The sequence below is a fragment of the Streptosporangium sp. NPDC004379 genome (assembly GCF_042873875.1).
In the GTDB taxonomy this organism is placed as follows: Bacteria; Actinomycetota; Actinomycetes; order Streptosporangiales; family Streptosporangiaceae; genus Streptosporangium.
This window is the reverse complement of the sequence record NZ_JBIAMC010000027.1, coordinates 1-15,918: the sequence shown is the minus strand read 5'-3', so window position 1 is coordinate 15,918 and position 15,918 is coordinate 1. Positions and strand designations below refer to the sequence as shown.

Sequence of the window (15,918 nt, the reverse complement as noted above, 5' to 3'; positions counted from 1 at the left end):
CTAAAAAACGGCAACGATGGGACGTTTGTCACACCTCCTCGGGGAAGCCTTCTCCCATGGGGCTTCCTGGGTTCCGCCATGCCGACCTGCCGGACGCGCAACCGCTGCGCAAAGTGCTCGGGCCGGGGGTGATCGCCGCGGGAGTGGGCCTGGCCTCGGGGGAGTTCGTCATCTGGCCCTACATCTCCGCCAACGTCGGCCTCGTCTTCCTGTGGGCCGCGGTCGTGGGCGTGGTCGCCCAGTACTTCCTCAACATGGAGATCGAGCGCTACACCCTGGCCACCGGGGAGACCGCGCTCACCGGGTTCAGCCGGCTCGGCCGCCACTGGGGCCTGGTGTTCGCCCTCATGGCGGTGCTGGCCAACATCTGGCCCGGCTGGGCCACCAGCTCGGCCACCGTCCTCACCTACGCCGTGGGCCGCGGCGACGTCACGATCATCGCGGTGGTGGAGCTGCTGGTGATCGCGGCGGCGCTGACCCTCTCCCCGGTCGTCTACCGGACCCTGGAGGCCACCCAGTTCATCAAGGTCGGCGCGGTCCTCCTCTTCCTGGTCATCGCGCTGTTCCTGGCCATCACCGGCGACGCCTACCGCGGGCTGGGCGAGGCGGTCACCCACGTCGGCCAGGTCCCGGGCCAGCTCGGCGCGGCCCTCGTGCTCGGCGCGATGGCCTTCGCCGGCGCCGGAGGCGGGCAGAACCTGGTGCAGAGCAACTGGATCAGGGACAAGAACATGGGGATGGGCGAGCGCATCCCGCGCCTGGTCTCCCCGGTGACCGGTGAGGACCAGGCCGCCCCCGCCACCGGCTACACCTTCGAGCCGGACGAGGGCAACCTCGGCCGCTGGCGCGCGTGGTGGCGGGTGGCCAACACCGAGCAGCTCGTCTCGTTCGTGGCCATCACCATCGTCACGATCTTCCTGATGTCGATGCTGGCCTACTCCATGGTCTTCGGCGCCCAGACCGCGAACGACATCACCTTCCTCAAGACCGAGGGTGAGGTGCTCGGCCAGCGGCTGTCGTGGTTCGGCGTCTTCTTCTGGGCGGTGGGCGCGCTGTCGCTGTTCGCGGCCAGCATGGGCATCTGCGACTACGTCGCCCGGATGGTCGCCGACGTGGTCAAGACGGTCTACCTGCCCGAGAGCACCCGCTGGACCGAGAGCCGCGTCTACAGCCTCGTCGTCTGGTTCATCGTGCTGTTCGGCATCGCGATGCTCACCGTCGGCTTCGACCAGCCGATCACACTGCTGGTCATCTCGGCCAGCGTCGGCGGGATCATGATGTTCCTGTACTCGGCGCTGCTGGCCCTGCTGAACCGCAAACTGCTCCCCGGGCCCATCAGGATCCGCGGGTACCGGCTGGTCATCGTGCTGCTGACCTTCGCCTTCTTCGGCTACTTCTCCGTCCTGACGCTGATCGACCAGTTCGGCAAGCTTTTCTGACGCCGGTCCCGGGCCCTCCGGAGCCGCGGTCCGGGACACGCCCGGACGTGCCGCTCGCGGTCACGGGACGCCGCGGACGCGCCGCCGTACGCTCGGGACATGACGAAGTCGTACGGCGGGGCGGGCGGACGAGGGCCGGTGGATGACGCGCCGGTGGACGGGCGGCCGGTCAACGGCCTGGCGGCCGACGAGCGGGCGGTGGACGAGGGGTGGCGCGCGGACCTCGCGCGGTGGGACATCCCCGAGCACATCCTCAGGCGGGCCCCGGGGAGTCCCTGGGGGCACTCCCCGGCGCGGTTCGCCCAGCGCACCGAGCACGCGCTCGCCGCCCCCGAGGGCCCGTCCCTGGACAGGGTCGCCGAGGCCCTGCCCGCCGGGGGGAGTGTGCTCGACGTGGGCGCCGGCACCGGGGCGGCCTCGCTGCCGCTGGCCGGCCGCCTGGGGGAGCTGGTCGCGGTGGACGTCTCCGCGGAGATGCTGGCCGAACTGACGCCCCGGGCCGAACGGCTCGGCGTCCCGGTCCGCACGGTGCCGGGCCGCTGGCCCGACGTGGCGGACCGCACCCCGGTGGCCGACGTCGCGATCGCCGCCCACGTCGTCTACAACGTCCCCGACCTGGCCGCGTTCCTGTCCGAGCTGACCCGTCACGCCCGGCGCCGGGTCGTCCTGGAGCTCACCGAGCGCCACCCGATGAGCTGGCTCGCCCCGCTGTGGCGGCACTTCCACGGCCTTCCCCGTCCCGCCCGGCCGACCGTCCACGACCTGGTGGCCGTCGCCGGGGCGCTCGGCCACGAGGTCGGCCACGAGTCCCGCGCGGCTCCGCTGCCCCGCTACGCGTCGCTGGACGAGCTCGCCGAAAGCGCCTGCCGCCGGCTCTGCCTCGCCCCGAACCGGGCGGGGGAGGTGGCCGAGGCCGCGGTCGCCCTGGGGATGTGGCCGCTCCCGCGCGATCGGTGGTTCACGGTGTGGTGGGAGACGGCCTGAGAGCCGCACCGCGTAACCTGTTTGACGGCTTAGGTGGTGTCGCGGTTAGGTGGCGGGCATGATTGAGATCCCCTACGTGACCTTCGACTGCGCCGAGCCGTACGAGCTTGCGACCTTCTGGAGCCAGGCCACCGGGCGGCCGATCCACCCCGACGACGACGCCTCCGACGACGAGGTCCTCGTGCCGGGCACGCCCGGCCTGCTGTTCATCAGGGTCCCCGAGGGCAAGACGGTCAAGAACCGGGTCCACCTGGACGTCACCGGGTCCGGCGGCACGACCCGGGAGGAGGAGGTGGAGCGCCTGCTGAAACTCGGCGCCACGGTCCACGACGACCGGCGCGCCGCCGATGGCAGGGGCTGGGTGACCATGCTCGACCCCGAGGGCAACGAGTTCTGCGTCTGCCGCGCCGAGTACGAGAAGTCCTGACGCGCCGGTCCCCGCGCGCGGCGCGTGACGGTCCGGGAAGGCGCGCTGGTCCCGGGAAGGCGTGACGGTTCCGGGAAGGCGTGACGGTCCCGGGAGGCGCGCTGGTCCCGGGGGGCGTCGCGATCCCGTGGGGGCCGGAGCTCTTGAGGAGGCGCCGGTCCCGGCACGGCGGCGGGGTCTTGCCGGAATGATGTTCGCTCCGGAATGCTGCGGTCATGAGCCCCCCGAGCGCGTCCGCGAGCATCAGCGTCTCGGCGCCGCCCGAGACGGTCTACGAGCTCGTCACCGGTGTCACGGACATGAGCGGCTGGAACGTCGAGTGCGAGAGCGCCGAGTGGGTCGGCCCGATCCGCGGGCCGCGACCCGGCGCGAGGTTCCGCGGGCACAACAGGAACGGCCGGCGGCGGTGGTCCACGCTCTGCACGGTCACCGTCGCCGATCCCCACCGGGTCTTCGCCTACGGCGTCCGCGCGGGCGGCCTGCTGGACGTGGCGATCTGGCGCTTCGAGATCACCCCCTCCGAGACCGGTTGCCACGTGGAGCAGAGCACCTGGGACACCCGCGGTCCCGTCATGCGGCTGCTGGGCGGACTCGTCTCAGGGGTCCGCGACCGGGCCGCCCACAACCGGGCCAACATGCTGCGGACCCTGGAACGCCTGAAGGCGGCGGCGGAGGCGGCCGCGCCGCCGTCCACGGGCGGCTGAACGCCCCGCCCGCGCTCAGCCGCCGTACGGCAGGGAGCGCTGGTCGCGGCCACGCCCCCGGAAGAACAGGGTCAGGAACGCGGTGATGAGGTACACCGCGACGCCGCCCTGGAGCGCGTCGAGCGCCGCGCCGAACACGCCCTCGCCGTCCACGACGAGCTGGACCGGATACATGAGCGCGGCGGCCCCGAGCGCCGGGTAGAGCGAGAAACGCCAGGGGTGGCGCAGGGCCCAGAGGCGGGCCTGCCGGGTCACCCGGTCCCCCTTCTCGGGCCTGGAGACCGCGCCGATCGACGCGACCAGGCTGAACAGGCCGATGCCGAGCACCAGCGCCCAGGTCAGGTCGGCGCTTCCCAGCAGGATCACGCCGAGGCCGAAGTTGACGGCCGCGACGGTGCCGCCGGTCACCGCGGCGGCCTTCCAGGGCGCGCCGTGCAGGGCGGCTCCGGCGAGTGAGATCTCGTCACGTCGAGTCAGTTCGTTGCTCATGCACTCAGGGTGCCTTCCGCGTCCCCCTGCCCGCATCGGGGAGAGACCCTGATTTCGACCCTGACCCCGCACCCCGCGCCTCCGCACCCCCCTCCTCCTGCGATTCCGCGCCTCCGTACGCTGCGGCTCCTCACTCCCGTGTCCTGCGGCCCCGTGCCCACGCCCCCTGCGGCCCCGCCGTACCCCGCCCCGGTAGGTTGGCCGTCATGCCCGTGGAACTCCGCCTCGCCCGCCCCGGCGACCTGCCGGCCATCGTGACCCTGATCGCCGACGACGCCATCGCGGCCGCCCGTACCGGTGAGCTCGGCGACGAGCACCGCGCCGCCTTCGACGCCATCGAGGCCGATCCCGGCAACGAGCTCGTCGTCGCCGAGCTGGACGGCGAGGTGGTGGGCACGATGCAGCTGACCTACATCCCCGGCATCTCCCGGCGCGGCTCCCTGCGGCTGCAGATCGAGGCGGTCCGCGTCGCCGCCCCGCTGCGCGGCCGGGGACTGGGCCGCCGGATGATGGAGTGGGCCGTCGAGCGGGGCCGCGCCCGCGGCTGCGCGCTGGTCCAGCTCACCACCGACAAGGCACGCAAGGACGCCCACCGGTTCTACGACTCGCTCGGCTTCGTCGCCTCCCATGAGGGATACAAGCTCACCCTGGGCTGATCGTTATCCTCGTCCCCACCGCTACACACGAGCCGACGGGATGGGCGATATGAGACGACACGTGTTGGGGCTGGGAGCCCTGGCCATGCTGCTGACGGCCTGCGGCGGGAACACCGGCGACCCGGTGGCGACCCCGGCCGGCACCGCGAGCGCCGCCGCGAGCGCCACCGGTGACGCGGCCGCGAGCCCCACGGGGAGCACCGCGAGCCCCACCCCGGCCGGCCTGCCGAGCCCGCAGCCCAGCCCCACCGGGGAGAACATCGCCGGCTGCGTCACCGCGGACATGGGCAAGATCTTCAAGTACACCCGCGACGGCACCGTCACCAAGGGTGTGATCATGGGCAAGGGGAAGGTCGGCGCGGTCGTCTCCTACGAGCGCCGCGGCACCGTATGCGACTGGCTGCCGCTGGCCGAGCGGCTGGTCGCCGAGGGCCGCCGCGTCCTGCTGTTCGACCGCAACGACGTGGTGAACCCCGAGAAGGACACCGTGGAGATGGCCCGGCGGCTGCACGACGCGGGCGTCGAGAAGGTGTTCCTGGTCGGCGGCTCCATGGGCGGCCGGCAGTCCGTGCTCGCGGCCGGGATGCTGAAGTTCCCGGTGGCCGGGGTCATCAGCGTCTCCGGCGGCACCACCCTGCCCGAGGACGTCACCGCCCTCAAGGCGCCCTTCCTCCAGGTCACCGCCGACGAGGACTCGACCGCCCCGCTCGACCAGGTACAGGCCGTCTACGAGGAGGCCAAGAAGTCGGCCGACCGCCAGCTCCTCGTGCTGAACGGCCGGGAGCACGCCAGCGCCCTGTTCACCGCAGCGCAGGGCGACAAGGCGCTCCAGGCGATCACGGCGTTCGTCACGAAGCACTCGCGCTGATCTCGACCAGGTTGTCGTGGTAGACGGCGCCACGGCCCAGGTCGGCGTCGCGCGCCTCCACCGCGGCGTTCACCGTCGAGCCACCGGCGCTCAGCTTGCGCCAGTGGCCCTTGGTGGCGGCCACCACGCCGGGCCGTACCCGGTCGCTGATCTCCACCACGGCCTCGAACCCGCCGACGTCGTTGAACACCCGGGCCCGCTGTCCGTCGGCGAGCCCCCGGGGCCCGGCGTCGGCCGGGTTGACCAGGACCCGCGGGCCCCGGGAGCGCCGCAGCAGCTCGGGGTTGTTGCCGAAGGTGCTGTTCAGGAACATGTGCGCGGCCGGGGTGACCAACGCCAGCGGGTACGGCCCGCCGTCGGCCGAGGCCGTACGAGGGGGGACGTAGGCGGGTCCGGAGCCGAACCGGAGTCTCCCCGAGGGGGTGGGGAAGCCGTCGGCGAACGGCGTGAACGGCTGCGGCACGTTCAGCCGGACCCACCCCTCCTTGCGCAGCCGGTCCACCGTGATCCCGGCCAGCGACGGATGGCCGGAGGACAGGAGCTGCTCGGCCAGCTCCAGGTCGGAGTCGTACAGCGACGGCTCGGTCAGCCCCATGTGCCGGGCCAGCCGGCGGAACGTCTCCATGGTCGACAGGCACTCGCCGGGCGGCGGAACCGCGGGCTCGTTCCACATCAGGTACATGTGCCCGTAGCCGGCGTGCAGGTCGGTGTGCTCGATCTGCATGGTCGCGGGCAGCACGATGTCGGCGTAGTCGACGGTGTCGGTGGGGAAGTGCTCCATCACGACCGTGAACAGGTCCTCGCGCAGCAGCCGCTCGCGGATGCGGTTCTGGTCGGAGGTGGAGGCCATCGGGTTGGCGCCGTACACCCACAGGCACTTCACCGACTCGTCCAGCTCGTCGGCCAGCCGGGTCATCGTCCGCCGCCGCACCGGCCGGGCGAGCAGGTCGTCGCGGGTGTCGATGTTCAGGTGGACGTATCCGCTGGTGGAGTAGGCGACTCCGCCGCCGGGACGACGCCAGTCGCCGGTCACCGCCGGGATGGCGGCGATCGTGCGCAGCGCGGCGCCGCCGCCGGCGTGCCGCTGGATGCCCATCGTGGTCCGGATGCCGGTGGGCCGGGTGTGCGCCAGCCGCAGCCCCAGGGCGCGGATGTCCGCCTCGGGCAGCCCGGTGATCTCCGCGACCGTCTCCGGCGGGTGGCGGAGGATCTCCTCCCGGAAGCCCTCCCAGCCCTCGGTGTGCCGGTCGAGGTAGTCGCGGTCCTCCGCGCCCTCGGAGAGGACCACGTTCAGCAGCCCCAGCGCCAGCGCCGCGTCGGTGCCGGGCCGGATCGGCAGGTACTCGTCTGCCTGGTCGGCCGTACGGGTGCGGATCGGGTCGATCGCGACGACGTGCGCCCCGTCCGCGCGGGCGTCCTGGATGAACTTCCACAGGTGGTGGCCGCTGGTCAGCGTGTTGGTGCCCCACAGCAGGATCAGCTTCGACAGCGCGAAGGTCTCGGGGTCCATCCCGCCGGGCGTGCCGTTGATCTCGGTCAGGCCGGCGTTTCCGGCGGCCGAGCAGATGTTCGCGACGTGCCGGGAGGCGCCCAGCACGTTCCAGAACCGGCGCCCGGCCTCACCCTCGACACCCTGGACGTAGCCGAGCGTCCCGGTGCCCTGGTACGGCCAGATCGCCTCACCGCCGTGCTCGTCGACGATCCCGCGCAGCCGTACGGAGATCTCCTCCAGGGCCTCGTCCCAGGTGATCCGCTCGAACTCGCCCGACCCCTTGGGGCCGGTGCGGCGCAGCGGATAAAGAAGGCGCTCGGGCGACTTCACCTGCTCCAGGTAGCGGTTGACCTTCACGCAGAGCGCGCCCCGGGTGTAGGGCTGGTCGGGGTTGCCCCGCAGCCCGACGGCCTCACCGTCCCGCACCGTCACGACCCACGAGCACGTGTCGGGGCAGTCCAGCGGACAGGCCCCCAGAACGCGCAGTTCGCCTGATTCACCTATTTCACCCAGCGGCATGGCTTCGACTTTAGCCGCGGGCGCCGAAGGGGGGTACGGCCGGCGCGGCCGTACCCCCCGTGGGTCACTGCGAGACGCCGCCGTGGTCGTGGTCGGCTCCGAGGCCGCCGCCCCCGGTGCCCGCCTGCGTGGCGCCGGGCGTGCCGCCGCCGGGCAGGTCACGGCTGTAGGCGTAGACGAACGCCGCCGTCGCCACCGCGCCGGTGTTGATCGCCAGCGCCTTGTCGTTGACGTTGGCGATGGTGTCGCACGCCTGGTGGTAGCACTTGTCGTAGGCGACCCCGGCCTCACCGCCGAACTTGGCCGCCTCCTCAGGGCTCTTCACGCCCTCCGCGCCGGTGAACAGGCCGCCGGACGGGATGCCCACCGCGATGAAGGGCCCGTAGTCGGACCGGCCGGTGAAGTCGGTGCCGACGTACGGCTGGCCGATCGCCCTGTAGTACGTCTCGAAGAGCTTCTCGATCTCGCCCGACCCCGCCGGGCCCGCCGGGGCGCCCGTCTTGTCGGAGTCGTCGCCGTCGTAGATCCCCAGCGTGTAGTTCGGCGAGGCGATCATGTCGAAGTTCAGGTACAGCTTGATCCGGGCCTTCTCGGCCGCGGAGAGGCTGTCCACGTAGTGCTCGGAGCCGAGCAGGCCGAGCTCCTCGGCGCCCCAGAAGGCGAAGCGGAGCCGGTTGCGGGTGGGCAGGTGACCCGCCCGCAGCGCGGTCTCCAGGATGGCCGCGCTGCCCGAGCCGTTGTCGTTGATGCCCGGCCCCTCGGGGACGCTGTCGAGGTGGGCGCCCAGCATGACGACCTTGCCCGGGTCGCCCTTGCGGCTCTCGGCGATGACGTTGCGGGTCTTGCGGTGCAGGTCGCTCTCGGCGCTCACCGCGAGCCGCACCGTCGTCCCGGTCGCGGCCAGCTCGTTGCCGACCGCGAAGGTGGTGCCGACGACGGGGATGTGCGTGGTGGGCTCGTTGAGGGTGCCGTTCAGCAGGGTCGTGCGGTCGTTGGGGCCTTCGCCCGGCTGCCCCTCGTTGAAGATGATCACTCCGGCGGCCCCGGCCGCCTGGGCGTTCTCGGCCTTGACCTGGAAGTTGCAGGTGCCGCGCTGCATCAGGGCGATGTTGCCCGGGGTGAAGCCCGCGAAGTCGCTCGCCTCACAGCCCGAGGACGAGCCGTTGGGAGCCGGGCTCGGCGGCAGCACCAGGTCCACGCCCTGCACCGCGGCCGTGACGCTTCCCGAGCCGGAGTAGGTCATGACCCTGAAGTCGGTGCCGCGCGCGTAGTTCTTCGCCGCGGGGGAGACCCGGTCCAGGACGGACGGGGTGAGCTCGCGGAAGAACGGGAACTCGAACTCCTGGAGGGTCACGTCGTACCCGGCGGCACGCAGCTTGCCGGCGACATAGGACACCGACGCCTCGTGACCGGGGGTGCCCGACGCCCGGGTGCGGCCGTTGGCGTCGGCGATCTGCTGGAACTTCACCAGATGCTGCTTGACGGACGGGACCTTGACCGAACGGCTGAGCCCTTCCGGGTTCGGATCGGCGCTCGCCGGGACGGCGGAGACGACGGGCAGGGCCAGGGCCGCGGTGGTGACCGCGGCTACCAGACCCCTCGACGCGCGTACGCGCATGCGGACTCCTTTGAGAACAACGGTGGTGCCGAAAATCCCCCGTGATCGCGATGGGACAGAACGTAACCCGGACAATCTTGATCTTTAAAGACCGCTCCGACATTCGTTATCGAGCGGAGTCGAATCAGCGTTCGGGGCGTTCCCCATCCCTACTTGACCGGCCGCCCCCGGTGGCGTAGGCGCGCGGGGCACCGAGGGCGGGGCCCGCCCGCCGTGATCCCACTGGTCCTGCTGATCCCGCTGATCCCGCTGATCCCGCTGGTCCCGCTGACCCCGCCGGCCACCCGCCGCCCGCCGCCCGAAGCCCCGTGACCGGGGGCGGGACTTCTTTTCCGGTTCCACGCAGCAGAATGGAGGCCACCCGCAGGACGGCCGGAAGCCCGTCCGGCACGGTGTTCACGACTCCGGTCACCGACGCGAAAGGAAGATCGGTGACGTATCCGTAATGAAGATCGATGACGCAGCAGCAATGGAGAACGTGCAGAATCGCGAGTGGTGACCGAAATCAGAGAGCACGGAGAAGTGCCGTCCGCCGACGGTGAGAGCCCCCCGGCGAACGGCGATCCCGTCGTGCTCGTCGACGAGCCGCTGCTCCCGCAGCGCATCCGGCGCCCCTCCGACCTGCTGCGCTTCCTCGCCACGGTCGTCGTGCTGGCGGCCGTGGTCCTCCTCGCGCTCGTGGCGCAGAAGACGCTCAACGGCCTCGAGGGCGACGTGGCCGACAGCACCAACCACCTGCCGTTCCTCCTCGGCGGCGTGGTGGGCGTGCTGAGCGGGGCCGCCATGCTCGGCGTCCCCGGCGCGTACGCGATCGAGCGGGTGCTCCATCGCGACGGCCTGCGGATCGCCGAAGGCGTCTTCGCGGCCATCGCCGGCATGATCCTCTCCTTCGCCCTCGGCGAGTGGATCATCAAGTTCGGCTCCGCCGAGCTGCGGTTCCTGTTCACCAGCGGACGCGGCGACGTCGAGCCGCTCAACACGCTGGTCACCTCGGTCATCGCCTACGTCACCGCGGTGCGCATCTCCCGCCGCCCCACCTGGCGCGCGGCCCTGTGGAGCGCGGTCACGCTCAACACCATCGCCCTCTTCGCCGGCAGCGCCGCCACCCTCCTCGGCGTCGCCGTGTCCATCCTGGTCGGCCTGGCCGTCGGCTACGCCACCCTGTACGGCCTGGGCAGCCCCAACACCCGCCCGCCGGGCGGCGCGATCGTCGCCACACTCCGCAAGCTGGGCTTCCAGCCCGTCAAGGCCCGGCGGATGGACGACGACCACCAGAGCAGCAGACGCTACGCCGTCGACCTCAAGGACGGCACCCGCCTCGACGTCACCGTCCTCGACCGTGACCGCCAGGTCGCCGGGCTGCTCTACCGGCTCTGGCGGCGGATCAGGCTCAACAGCGAGACCCGCCGCCGCGCCATCCGCTCGCTACGCGCCGAACTGGAGCGCGAGGCCCTGATGGCGTACGCCGCCCAGGCCGCCGGGGCCAGCACGCCCCGGCTCGTCGGCACCAGCGAGATCGGCACCGAAGCGGCGCTGCTCGCCTACGAGCACGTCCCCACCCGCCCCCTCGACGACATCCCCGACGAGGAGATCGACGACAACCTGCTCGCCCAGGTCTGGGAGCAGGTCCTGCTCCTGCAGGTCCAGCGGCTCGCCCACCGGAGGCTGACCGGCGACAGCATCCACGTCGACGACGACGGCCGCGTCATCCTCATGGACGCCCGCAGCGGGGAGATCGCCGCCGGTGACCTGCTGCTCCGCCTCGACGTCGCCCAGCTCCTGACCTACCTCAGCCTGCGCGTCGGCGCCGAGCGCGCGGTCGACGCCGCCGCCACCGTCGCCGGGCCCGGCGTGCTGGCCGGCGCGCTGCCGCTGTTGCAGCCCATCGCGCTCACCCGCGAGACCCGGGCGGCGCTCAACCGGAACAAGGGACTGCTGCCGGCCATCCGGGAGCGGATCGTCGAGCTCGCCCCCAAGGTGGAGGGCGAGGAGGTCCGCCTGGAGCGCTTCCGCCCGCGGACCCTCGTCACGATCATCGCCAGCACCGTCGCCGCGTACTTCCTGGTCGGCTCGCTCAGCCAGATCAACCTGAACGTCCTCAGTTCCGCCAAGTGGGGCTGGACCGTCGTCGCCCTCGCCGCCGCGATGCTGAGCTACGTCGCCGCCGCCCTGATGCTCAAGGGCTTCGTGCCGGAGAAGCTGCCGCTGGGCCGTACGGTGCTCGTCCAGTTCGCCGGGTCCTTCGTCAAGCTCGTCGCGCCCGCCGCCGTCAGCGGCGTCGCCATCAACACCCGCTACCTGCAGAAACGCGGCATCCCCCCGGGGCAGGCGGTGGCCAGCGTAGGCGCCTCCCAGGTCATCGGCCTGGCCTTCCACGTCGGCCTGCTGCTGCTGTTCGCCTACGTCACCGGCTCCCGGACCGCCGAGTCGTTCACGCCCTCGCGGACCCTGGTGTTCGCGCTGCTGGCCGTCGCCGGGGCGGCGCTGATCGCGCTGGGAGTCCCGCGGGTGCGCCGGCTGGTCACCACCCGGGTCCGCAGCCTGTTCTCGGGCGTCGTCCCACGCCTGCTCGACGTCCTGCAGACGCCCAGCAAGCTCCTCGAGGGCTTCGCCGGCACGCTCCTGCTGACCATCTTCTTCGTGACCTGCCTCGACGCCTCCATCCGGGCGTTCGGCGGCTCCCTCGACTTCACCGCCGTGGCGATCGTCTTCCTCGCGGGCAACGCCATCGGCTCCGCCGCCCCCACCCCCGGCGGCCTCGGCGCCGTCGAGGTCTCCCTCGCGGCCGGCCTGACCCTCGCCGGCCTGCCCAAGGAGGTCGCCACGTCGGCCGTACTGCTGTTCCGGCTGTTCACCTTCTGGCTGCCGGTCCTGCCGGGGTGGGCCTCGTTCGCCTACCTCCAGCGGCACGAGGCGCTGTAGGACGCTCCCGCCCGTCGTCCGGCGGATGCAGGGCGGGCGCGGATGAGCGTCTCCCGGGCGGCTCCGCCGGTCCCGTTTCTCCCGGACGGCTCCGGCGGATCCCGCCCGGGGACCCGGGACCGGTCAGGCCCCGGGTCCCCGGGACGGGCCCCGCCGGGAGACGCCCGTCCGCGTCGTCACCGTCAGGACTCGCTCGACCGGGCCCAGATGTTGATGCCCGCCTCGACCGCGTCCTTGTCGACGGCCGCGAGCTCGTCGTCGGTGAACGACAGGTTCCGCACCGCACCGAGGCTGTCCTCGAGCTGCCGGACGCTGCTCGCGCCGATCAGCACGGACGTCACGCGGCTGTCGCGCAGCGCCCAGGAGAGCGCCATCTGGGCGAGCGTCTGGCCCCGCCCCTCCGCGATCTCGTTGAGCCGGCGGACGTGCCGCATCGTCTCCTCGGTCAGCATCTCGGGGGTGAGGAACCTCCCCAGCGAGGCCCGCGACCCCTCGGGGATCCCGTCGAGATAGCGGCTGGTCAGCATGCCCTGGGCCAGCGGCGAGAACGCGATGCAGCCCATGCCCTCCTGCTCCAGGGTGTCGAGCAGGCCGCCCTCGATCCACCGGTTGAGCATCGAGTAGGACGGCTGGTGGATGAGCAGCGGCGTGCCCATCTCCCGCATGATCCGCGCCGCCTCGGCGGTGTGCTCCGGAGAGTAGGAGGAGATGCCCGCGTACAGCGCCCGGCCCGACCGGACCGCGTGGTCCAGCGCGCCCATCGTCTCCTCCAGCGGAGTGTCCGGGTCGAACCGGTGGCTGTAGAAGATGTCGACGTAGTCCAGCCCCATCCGCTTCAGCGACTGGTCCAGGCTGGAGAGCAGGTACTTGCGCGACCCCCACTCGCCGTAGGGGCCGGGCCACATGTCGTACCCGGCCTTCGTCGAGATGACCAGCTCGTCGCGGTACGGAGCGAAGTCGTCCCGCATGTGCCGGCCGAAGTTGGTCTCCGCCGAGCCGTACGGCGGGCCGTAGTTGTTGGCCAGGTCGAAGTGGGTCACCCCCAGGTCGAACGCCCGGCGCAGGATGGCCCGCTGGGTCTCGAAGGGCTTGTCGTCGCCGAAGTTGTGCCAGAGCCCCAGCGAGACGGCGGGCAGCCTCAGCCCGCTCCTGCCGACCCTGTTGTACGGCTGCCGCCCGTCGTAGCGGTCATCCGCCGCGATGTATGTCACTTGGTCACCTTGGCTGTGTCGAGGATCCAGGAGAGGACGAGGGCCTCCTCGCGCCAGGCGTCGTACCTGCCGCTGCGCCCGCCGTGGCCGGCGCCCATCTCCGTCTTGAGCAGGAACGGCCCGCCCCGCGCGATGTCGCGGAGCTTCGCGACCCACTTGGCGGGCTCGTGGTAGAAGACCCGGGTGTCGTTGAGACTGGTGATCGCGAAGATCGGCGGGTAGACCCGGTCGTCCACGTTCTCGTAGGGCGTGTACGACTTCATGTACTCGTACACGCCGGCGTCGTGCAGCGGATCGCCCCACTCGTCCCACTCGATCACCGTCAGTGGCAGGGACGGGTCGAGGATCGTGTTGAGCGCGTCCACGAACGGCACCTGGGCGACGACGCCGGCGAAGCTCTCCGGCGAGAGGTTGGCCACGGCCCCCATCAGCAGCCCCCCGGCCGAACCGCCGCGGGCGACGATCGAACTCGACCACCCCTCGGCCTTCAGATGCTCGGCGGCGGCGACGAAGTCGGTGAAGGTGTTCTTCTTCTGCTGGAACTTGCCGTCCTCGTACCAGCGGCGGCCCATCTCGCCGCCGCCCCGGATGTGCGCGATGGCGAAGGCGAAGCCCCGGTCGAGCAGGCTGAGCCTGGGGATGGAGAACGACGGGTCGATCGACACCTCGTAGCTGCCGTAGCCGTACAGGAGGGTGGGCGCGGGCCGCTCGGTGCCCTTCCTGACCACGATCGAGATGGGGACGCGGGTGCCGTCGGAGGCCGTCGCCCACTCGCGGAACTGCTCGTAGTCGTCCGGGTCGTAACCGCCGAGCACCGGCTTGCGCTTCAGCAGGATCAGCTCGCGCGTCCGCAGGTCGTAGTCGTAGACCGACGCCGGGGTGACCATGCTGGTGTAGCCGAGGCGCAGCCGCTCGGTGACGAACTCCGGGTTGCCCGCGGGTCCGACCTCGTAGATCGGCTCGGGGAAGGAGATCTCGTACGGCTCGCCGTCCCCGGGGAGGACGCGGATGCCGGTGAGGCCGTCCCGGCGGAAGTGAACGACGGAGTGGCTCTGGAACGCGTCGACGTTCAGCAGCCGGGTGTCGGTCCGGTGCTCGATCAGCGGGGTCCAGGCGGCGGGATCGTCGAGCGGCGCGGTGGCCAGCTCGAAGTTCTCCGCGTTCCGGTTGTGCAGGACCAGGAAGCGGTCGCCGGCGTGCTCGACGCCGTACTCGACGCCCGTCTCGCGGGGCCGCACGACGCGGAACTCGCCGGTGGGGTCGTCCGCCTCCAGGATCCTGACCTCGCTGGTGATCTTGCTTTCGGCCGCCAGCATCAGGTAGCGCTCGCTGCGGCTGAGGCCGATGCCCAGCCAGAACCGCTCGTCGGTCTCCTCGTGGACCAGCACGTCGTCCTCGGCCGAGGTGCCGATCGTGTGCCTGTGGACCCGGTACGGCCGCCAGCTCTCGTCCACCGTCGTGTAGAAGAAGGCGGTGCCGTCCGCCGACCAGGCGCCGCCGTAGAAGATGCCGGGGATCTCGTCGGGGAGGATCTCGCCGGTGACGAGGTTCTTCACCCTCAGGGTGAAGCGCTCGTCGCCGGTGAAGTTCACCGCGTAGGCCAGCATGGTGCCGTCGGGGCTGACCGCGCTGGTGCCGACGGCGAAGAAGTCGCTGTCCCCGGCCAGCTCGTTGCCGTCGAGGAGGACCTCCTCGCCGGGGAGCGGCTCGCCGGCCTTCAACTCGGGCGGTGTCTCCCCGGTGGCCGCCACACGGCACTGGATGCCGTACTGCTTGCCCTCCTCGGTCCGGGAGTAGTACCACCAGCCGTTCTTCCTGCCGGGGACCGAGAGGTCGGTCTCCAGCGTCCGGCCCTTGATCTCCTGGAAGATCGTCTCCTGCAGGGGCTTGAGATGAGCGGTCGCCTGCTCCGTGTAGGCGTTCTCCGCTTCGAGGTAAGCGATGGTGTCGGGATCGTCCTTGACCGTCAGCCACGCGTACTCGTCGACCACGGTGTCTCCGTGGTGCACGCGCTCGCTGGGAACCTTCTTCGCCTTGGGCGGCATCTGACTGCTCACCCCGCCGAGTCTATGTTTCCCGCCGGACCTCTCCCGGGGGCCGGGGCGGGTCGGGTCGACCTGGGCAGGGTCGCGGTGGCTCGGGTCGCGGGGAGGCTGGTCGCGGCGGGACGGATCGGGTCGGGGAGGGGCGGGTCGCGATGGGACGGATCGGGTCGGGGAGGGGCGGGGAGAGGTTCTGCGATTACGGCTCAAGCGGTCCGCGAGGGCTGCTAATCTTTCGTGGTCGGCAGGGGCCGGCAAACCACTCCAATCACTCCGGTGACTTCGACGTGGCTTGTTCCGTGTTCCCCGATATCCCCTTGAAACGCACCGCCGCGGAGATCGGTTCGCAGAGCCGCTCAGAGGCTGGTAAGTTTAAGGGGTTGCCTCCGAAAGAGGCGGCCCGAATTCCCTTCGGGACGGTTGGATCAAAGCAAATCGCTCCGAAAGAGCGATTTGACACGAAAAAGCCGGTCTGAAAGAATAAAGGCACAACGAAACGAACGAAACGCCCCGGAGAGACGGGCCTGAGGGTCCGGTTCGACGGTGA

12 protein-coding genes are annotated in these 15,918 nt (G+C 71.3%); 7 read left to right on the top strand and 5 right to left on the bottom strand.

Features of this window, described 5'->3' with window-relative positions:
* Positions 1 to 56 precede the first annotated feature (56 nt).
* The 4 genes from ACFYSC_RS35235 to ACFYSC_RS35220 all read left to right on the top strand — a co-directional run bounded on the left by ACFYSC_RS35235 (position 57) and on the right by ACFYSC_RS35220 (position 3,554).
* A complete protein-coding gene (locus ACFYSC_RS35235; protein ID WP_389970226.1) occupies positions 57 to 1,439 on the top strand; it encodes an Nramp family divalent metal transporter in 1,383 nt (460 codons plus the stop codon).
* 99 nt (positions 1,440 to 1,538) lie between these two features.
* Entirely contained in the window at positions 1,539 to 2,423 is an 885-nt protein-coding gene (locus ACFYSC_RS35230) for a class I SAM-dependent methyltransferase (RefSeq protein ID WP_389970224.1), read from the top strand.
* A gap of 58 nt (positions 2,424 to 2,481) precedes the next feature.
* Positions 2,482 to 2,850 (top strand): VOC family protein, encoded by a 369-nt coding sequence (locus ACFYSC_RS35225; RefSeq protein WP_389970222.1) that lies wholly within the window; start codon positions 2,482 to 2,484, stop codon positions 2,848 to 2,850.
* 215 nt (positions 2,851 to 3,065) lie between these two features.
* Positions 3,066 to 3,554, top strand: coding sequence for an SRPBCC family protein (locus ACFYSC_RS35220; protein WP_389970218.1), 489 nt, complete (start codon positions 3,066 to 3,068; stop codon positions 3,552 to 3,554).
* Positions 3,555 to 3,569: 15 nt separating this feature from the next.
* Here the strand turns inward: ACFYSC_RS35220 and ACFYSC_RS35215 are convergent, their stop codons facing one another.
* Positions 3,570 to 4,043: a hypothetical protein gene (locus ACFYSC_RS35215; RefSeq protein ID WP_389970215.1), complete on the bottom strand. Its 474-nt coding sequence runs from the start codon at positions 4,041 to 4,043 to the stop codon at positions 3,570 to 3,572.
* Positions 4,044 to 4,249: 206 nt separating this feature from the next.
* Here ACFYSC_RS35215 and ACFYSC_RS35210 point away from each other — a divergent pair, with 206 nt between their 5' ends.
* Both ACFYSC_RS35210 and ACFYSC_RS35205 read left to right on the top strand, forming a co-directional pair.
* The gene (locus ACFYSC_RS35210; protein ID WP_389970212.1) at positions 4,250 to 4,699 is read left to right on the top strand and encodes a GNAT family N-acetyltransferase; all 450 of its coding nucleotides are present in this window, start codon (positions 4,250 to 4,252) and stop codon (positions 4,697 to 4,699) included.
* Positions 4,700 to 4,760: 61 nt separating this feature from the next.
* Entirely contained in the window at positions 4,761 to 5,567 is an 807-nt protein-coding gene (locus ACFYSC_RS35205; RefSeq protein WP_389970209.1) for an alpha/beta hydrolase, read from the top strand.
* Here ACFYSC_RS35205 and ACFYSC_RS35200 read toward each other — a convergent pair.
* Entirely contained in the window at positions 5,548 to 7,578 is a 2,031-nt protein-coding gene (locus ACFYSC_RS35200) for a molybdopterin-dependent oxidoreductase (protein WP_389970206.1), read from the bottom strand. The genes ACFYSC_RS35205 and ACFYSC_RS35200 overlap by 20 nt on opposite strands.
* A 64-nt stretch (positions 7,579 to 7,642) precedes the next feature.
* The gene (locus ACFYSC_RS35195) at positions 7,643 to 9,196 is read right to left on the bottom strand and encodes a M28 family metallopeptidase (protein WP_389970203.1); all 1,554 of its coding nucleotides are present in this window, start codon (positions 9,194 to 9,196) and stop codon (positions 7,643 to 7,645) included.
* A 495-nt stretch (positions 9,197 to 9,691) separates the two neighbouring features.
* Here ACFYSC_RS35195 and ACFYSC_RS35190 point away from each other — a divergent pair, with 495 nt between their 5' ends.
* Positions 9,692 to 12,118 carry a YbhN family protein gene (locus ACFYSC_RS35190; RefSeq protein WP_389970201.1) on the top strand — a complete coding sequence of 809 codons (2,427 nt, stop codon included), beginning with the start codon at positions 9,692 to 9,694 and terminating at the stop codon, positions 12,116 to 12,118.
* A 182-nt stretch (positions 12,119 to 12,300) separates the two neighbouring features.
* On the opposite strand, the gene mgrA is transcribed toward ACFYSC_RS35190, so the two are convergent.
* Positions 12,301 to 13,329, bottom strand: coding sequence for an L-glyceraldehyde 3-phosphate reductase (gene mgrA / locus ACFYSC_RS35185; protein WP_389970198.1), 1,029 nt, complete (start codon positions 13,327 to 13,329; stop codon positions 12,301 to 12,303).
* On the bottom strand, positions 13,326 to 15,386 hold the full coding sequence (locus ACFYSC_RS35180; protein ID WP_389970195.1) for a S9 family peptidase: 2,061 nt from the start codon (positions 15,384 to 15,386) through the stop codon (positions 13,326 to 13,328). The genes mgrA and ACFYSC_RS35180 overlap by 4 nt, the downstream gene beginning before the upstream one ends.
* Between the last annotated feature and the right edge of the window lie 532 nt (positions 15,387 to 15,918).

Coding starts and splice junctions, on each gene's coding strand:
- ACFYSC_RS35235 (WP_389970226.1), top strand. CDS start 57: ATGGGGCTTCCTGGGTTCCGCCATGCCGACCTGCCGGACGCGCAACCG.
- ACFYSC_RS35230 (WP_389970224.1), top strand. CDS start 1,539: ATGACGAAGTCGTACGGCGGGGCGGGCGGACGAGGGCCGGTGGATGAC.
- ACFYSC_RS35225 (WP_389970222.1), top strand. CDS start 2,482: ATGATTGAGATCCCCTACGTGACCTTCGACTGCGCCGAGCCGTACGAG.
- ACFYSC_RS35220 (WP_389970218.1), top strand. CDS start 3,066: ATGAGCCCCCCGAGCGCGTCCGCGAGCATCAGCGTCTCGGCGCCGCCC.
- ACFYSC_RS35215 (WP_389970215.1), bottom strand. CDS start 4,043: ATGAGCAACGAACTGACTCGACGTGACGAGATCTCACTCGCCGGAGCC.
- ACFYSC_RS35210 (WP_389970212.1), top strand. CDS start 4,250: ATGCCCGTGGAACTCCGCCTCGCCCGCCCCGGCGACCTGCCGGCCATC.
- ACFYSC_RS35200 (WP_389970206.1), bottom strand. CDS start 7,578: ATGCCGCTGGGTGAAATAGGTGAATCAGGCGAACTGCGCGTTCTGGGG.
- ACFYSC_RS35195 (WP_389970203.1), bottom strand. CDS start 9,196: ATGCGCGTACGCGCGTCGAGGGGTCTGGTAGCCGCGGTCACCACCGCG.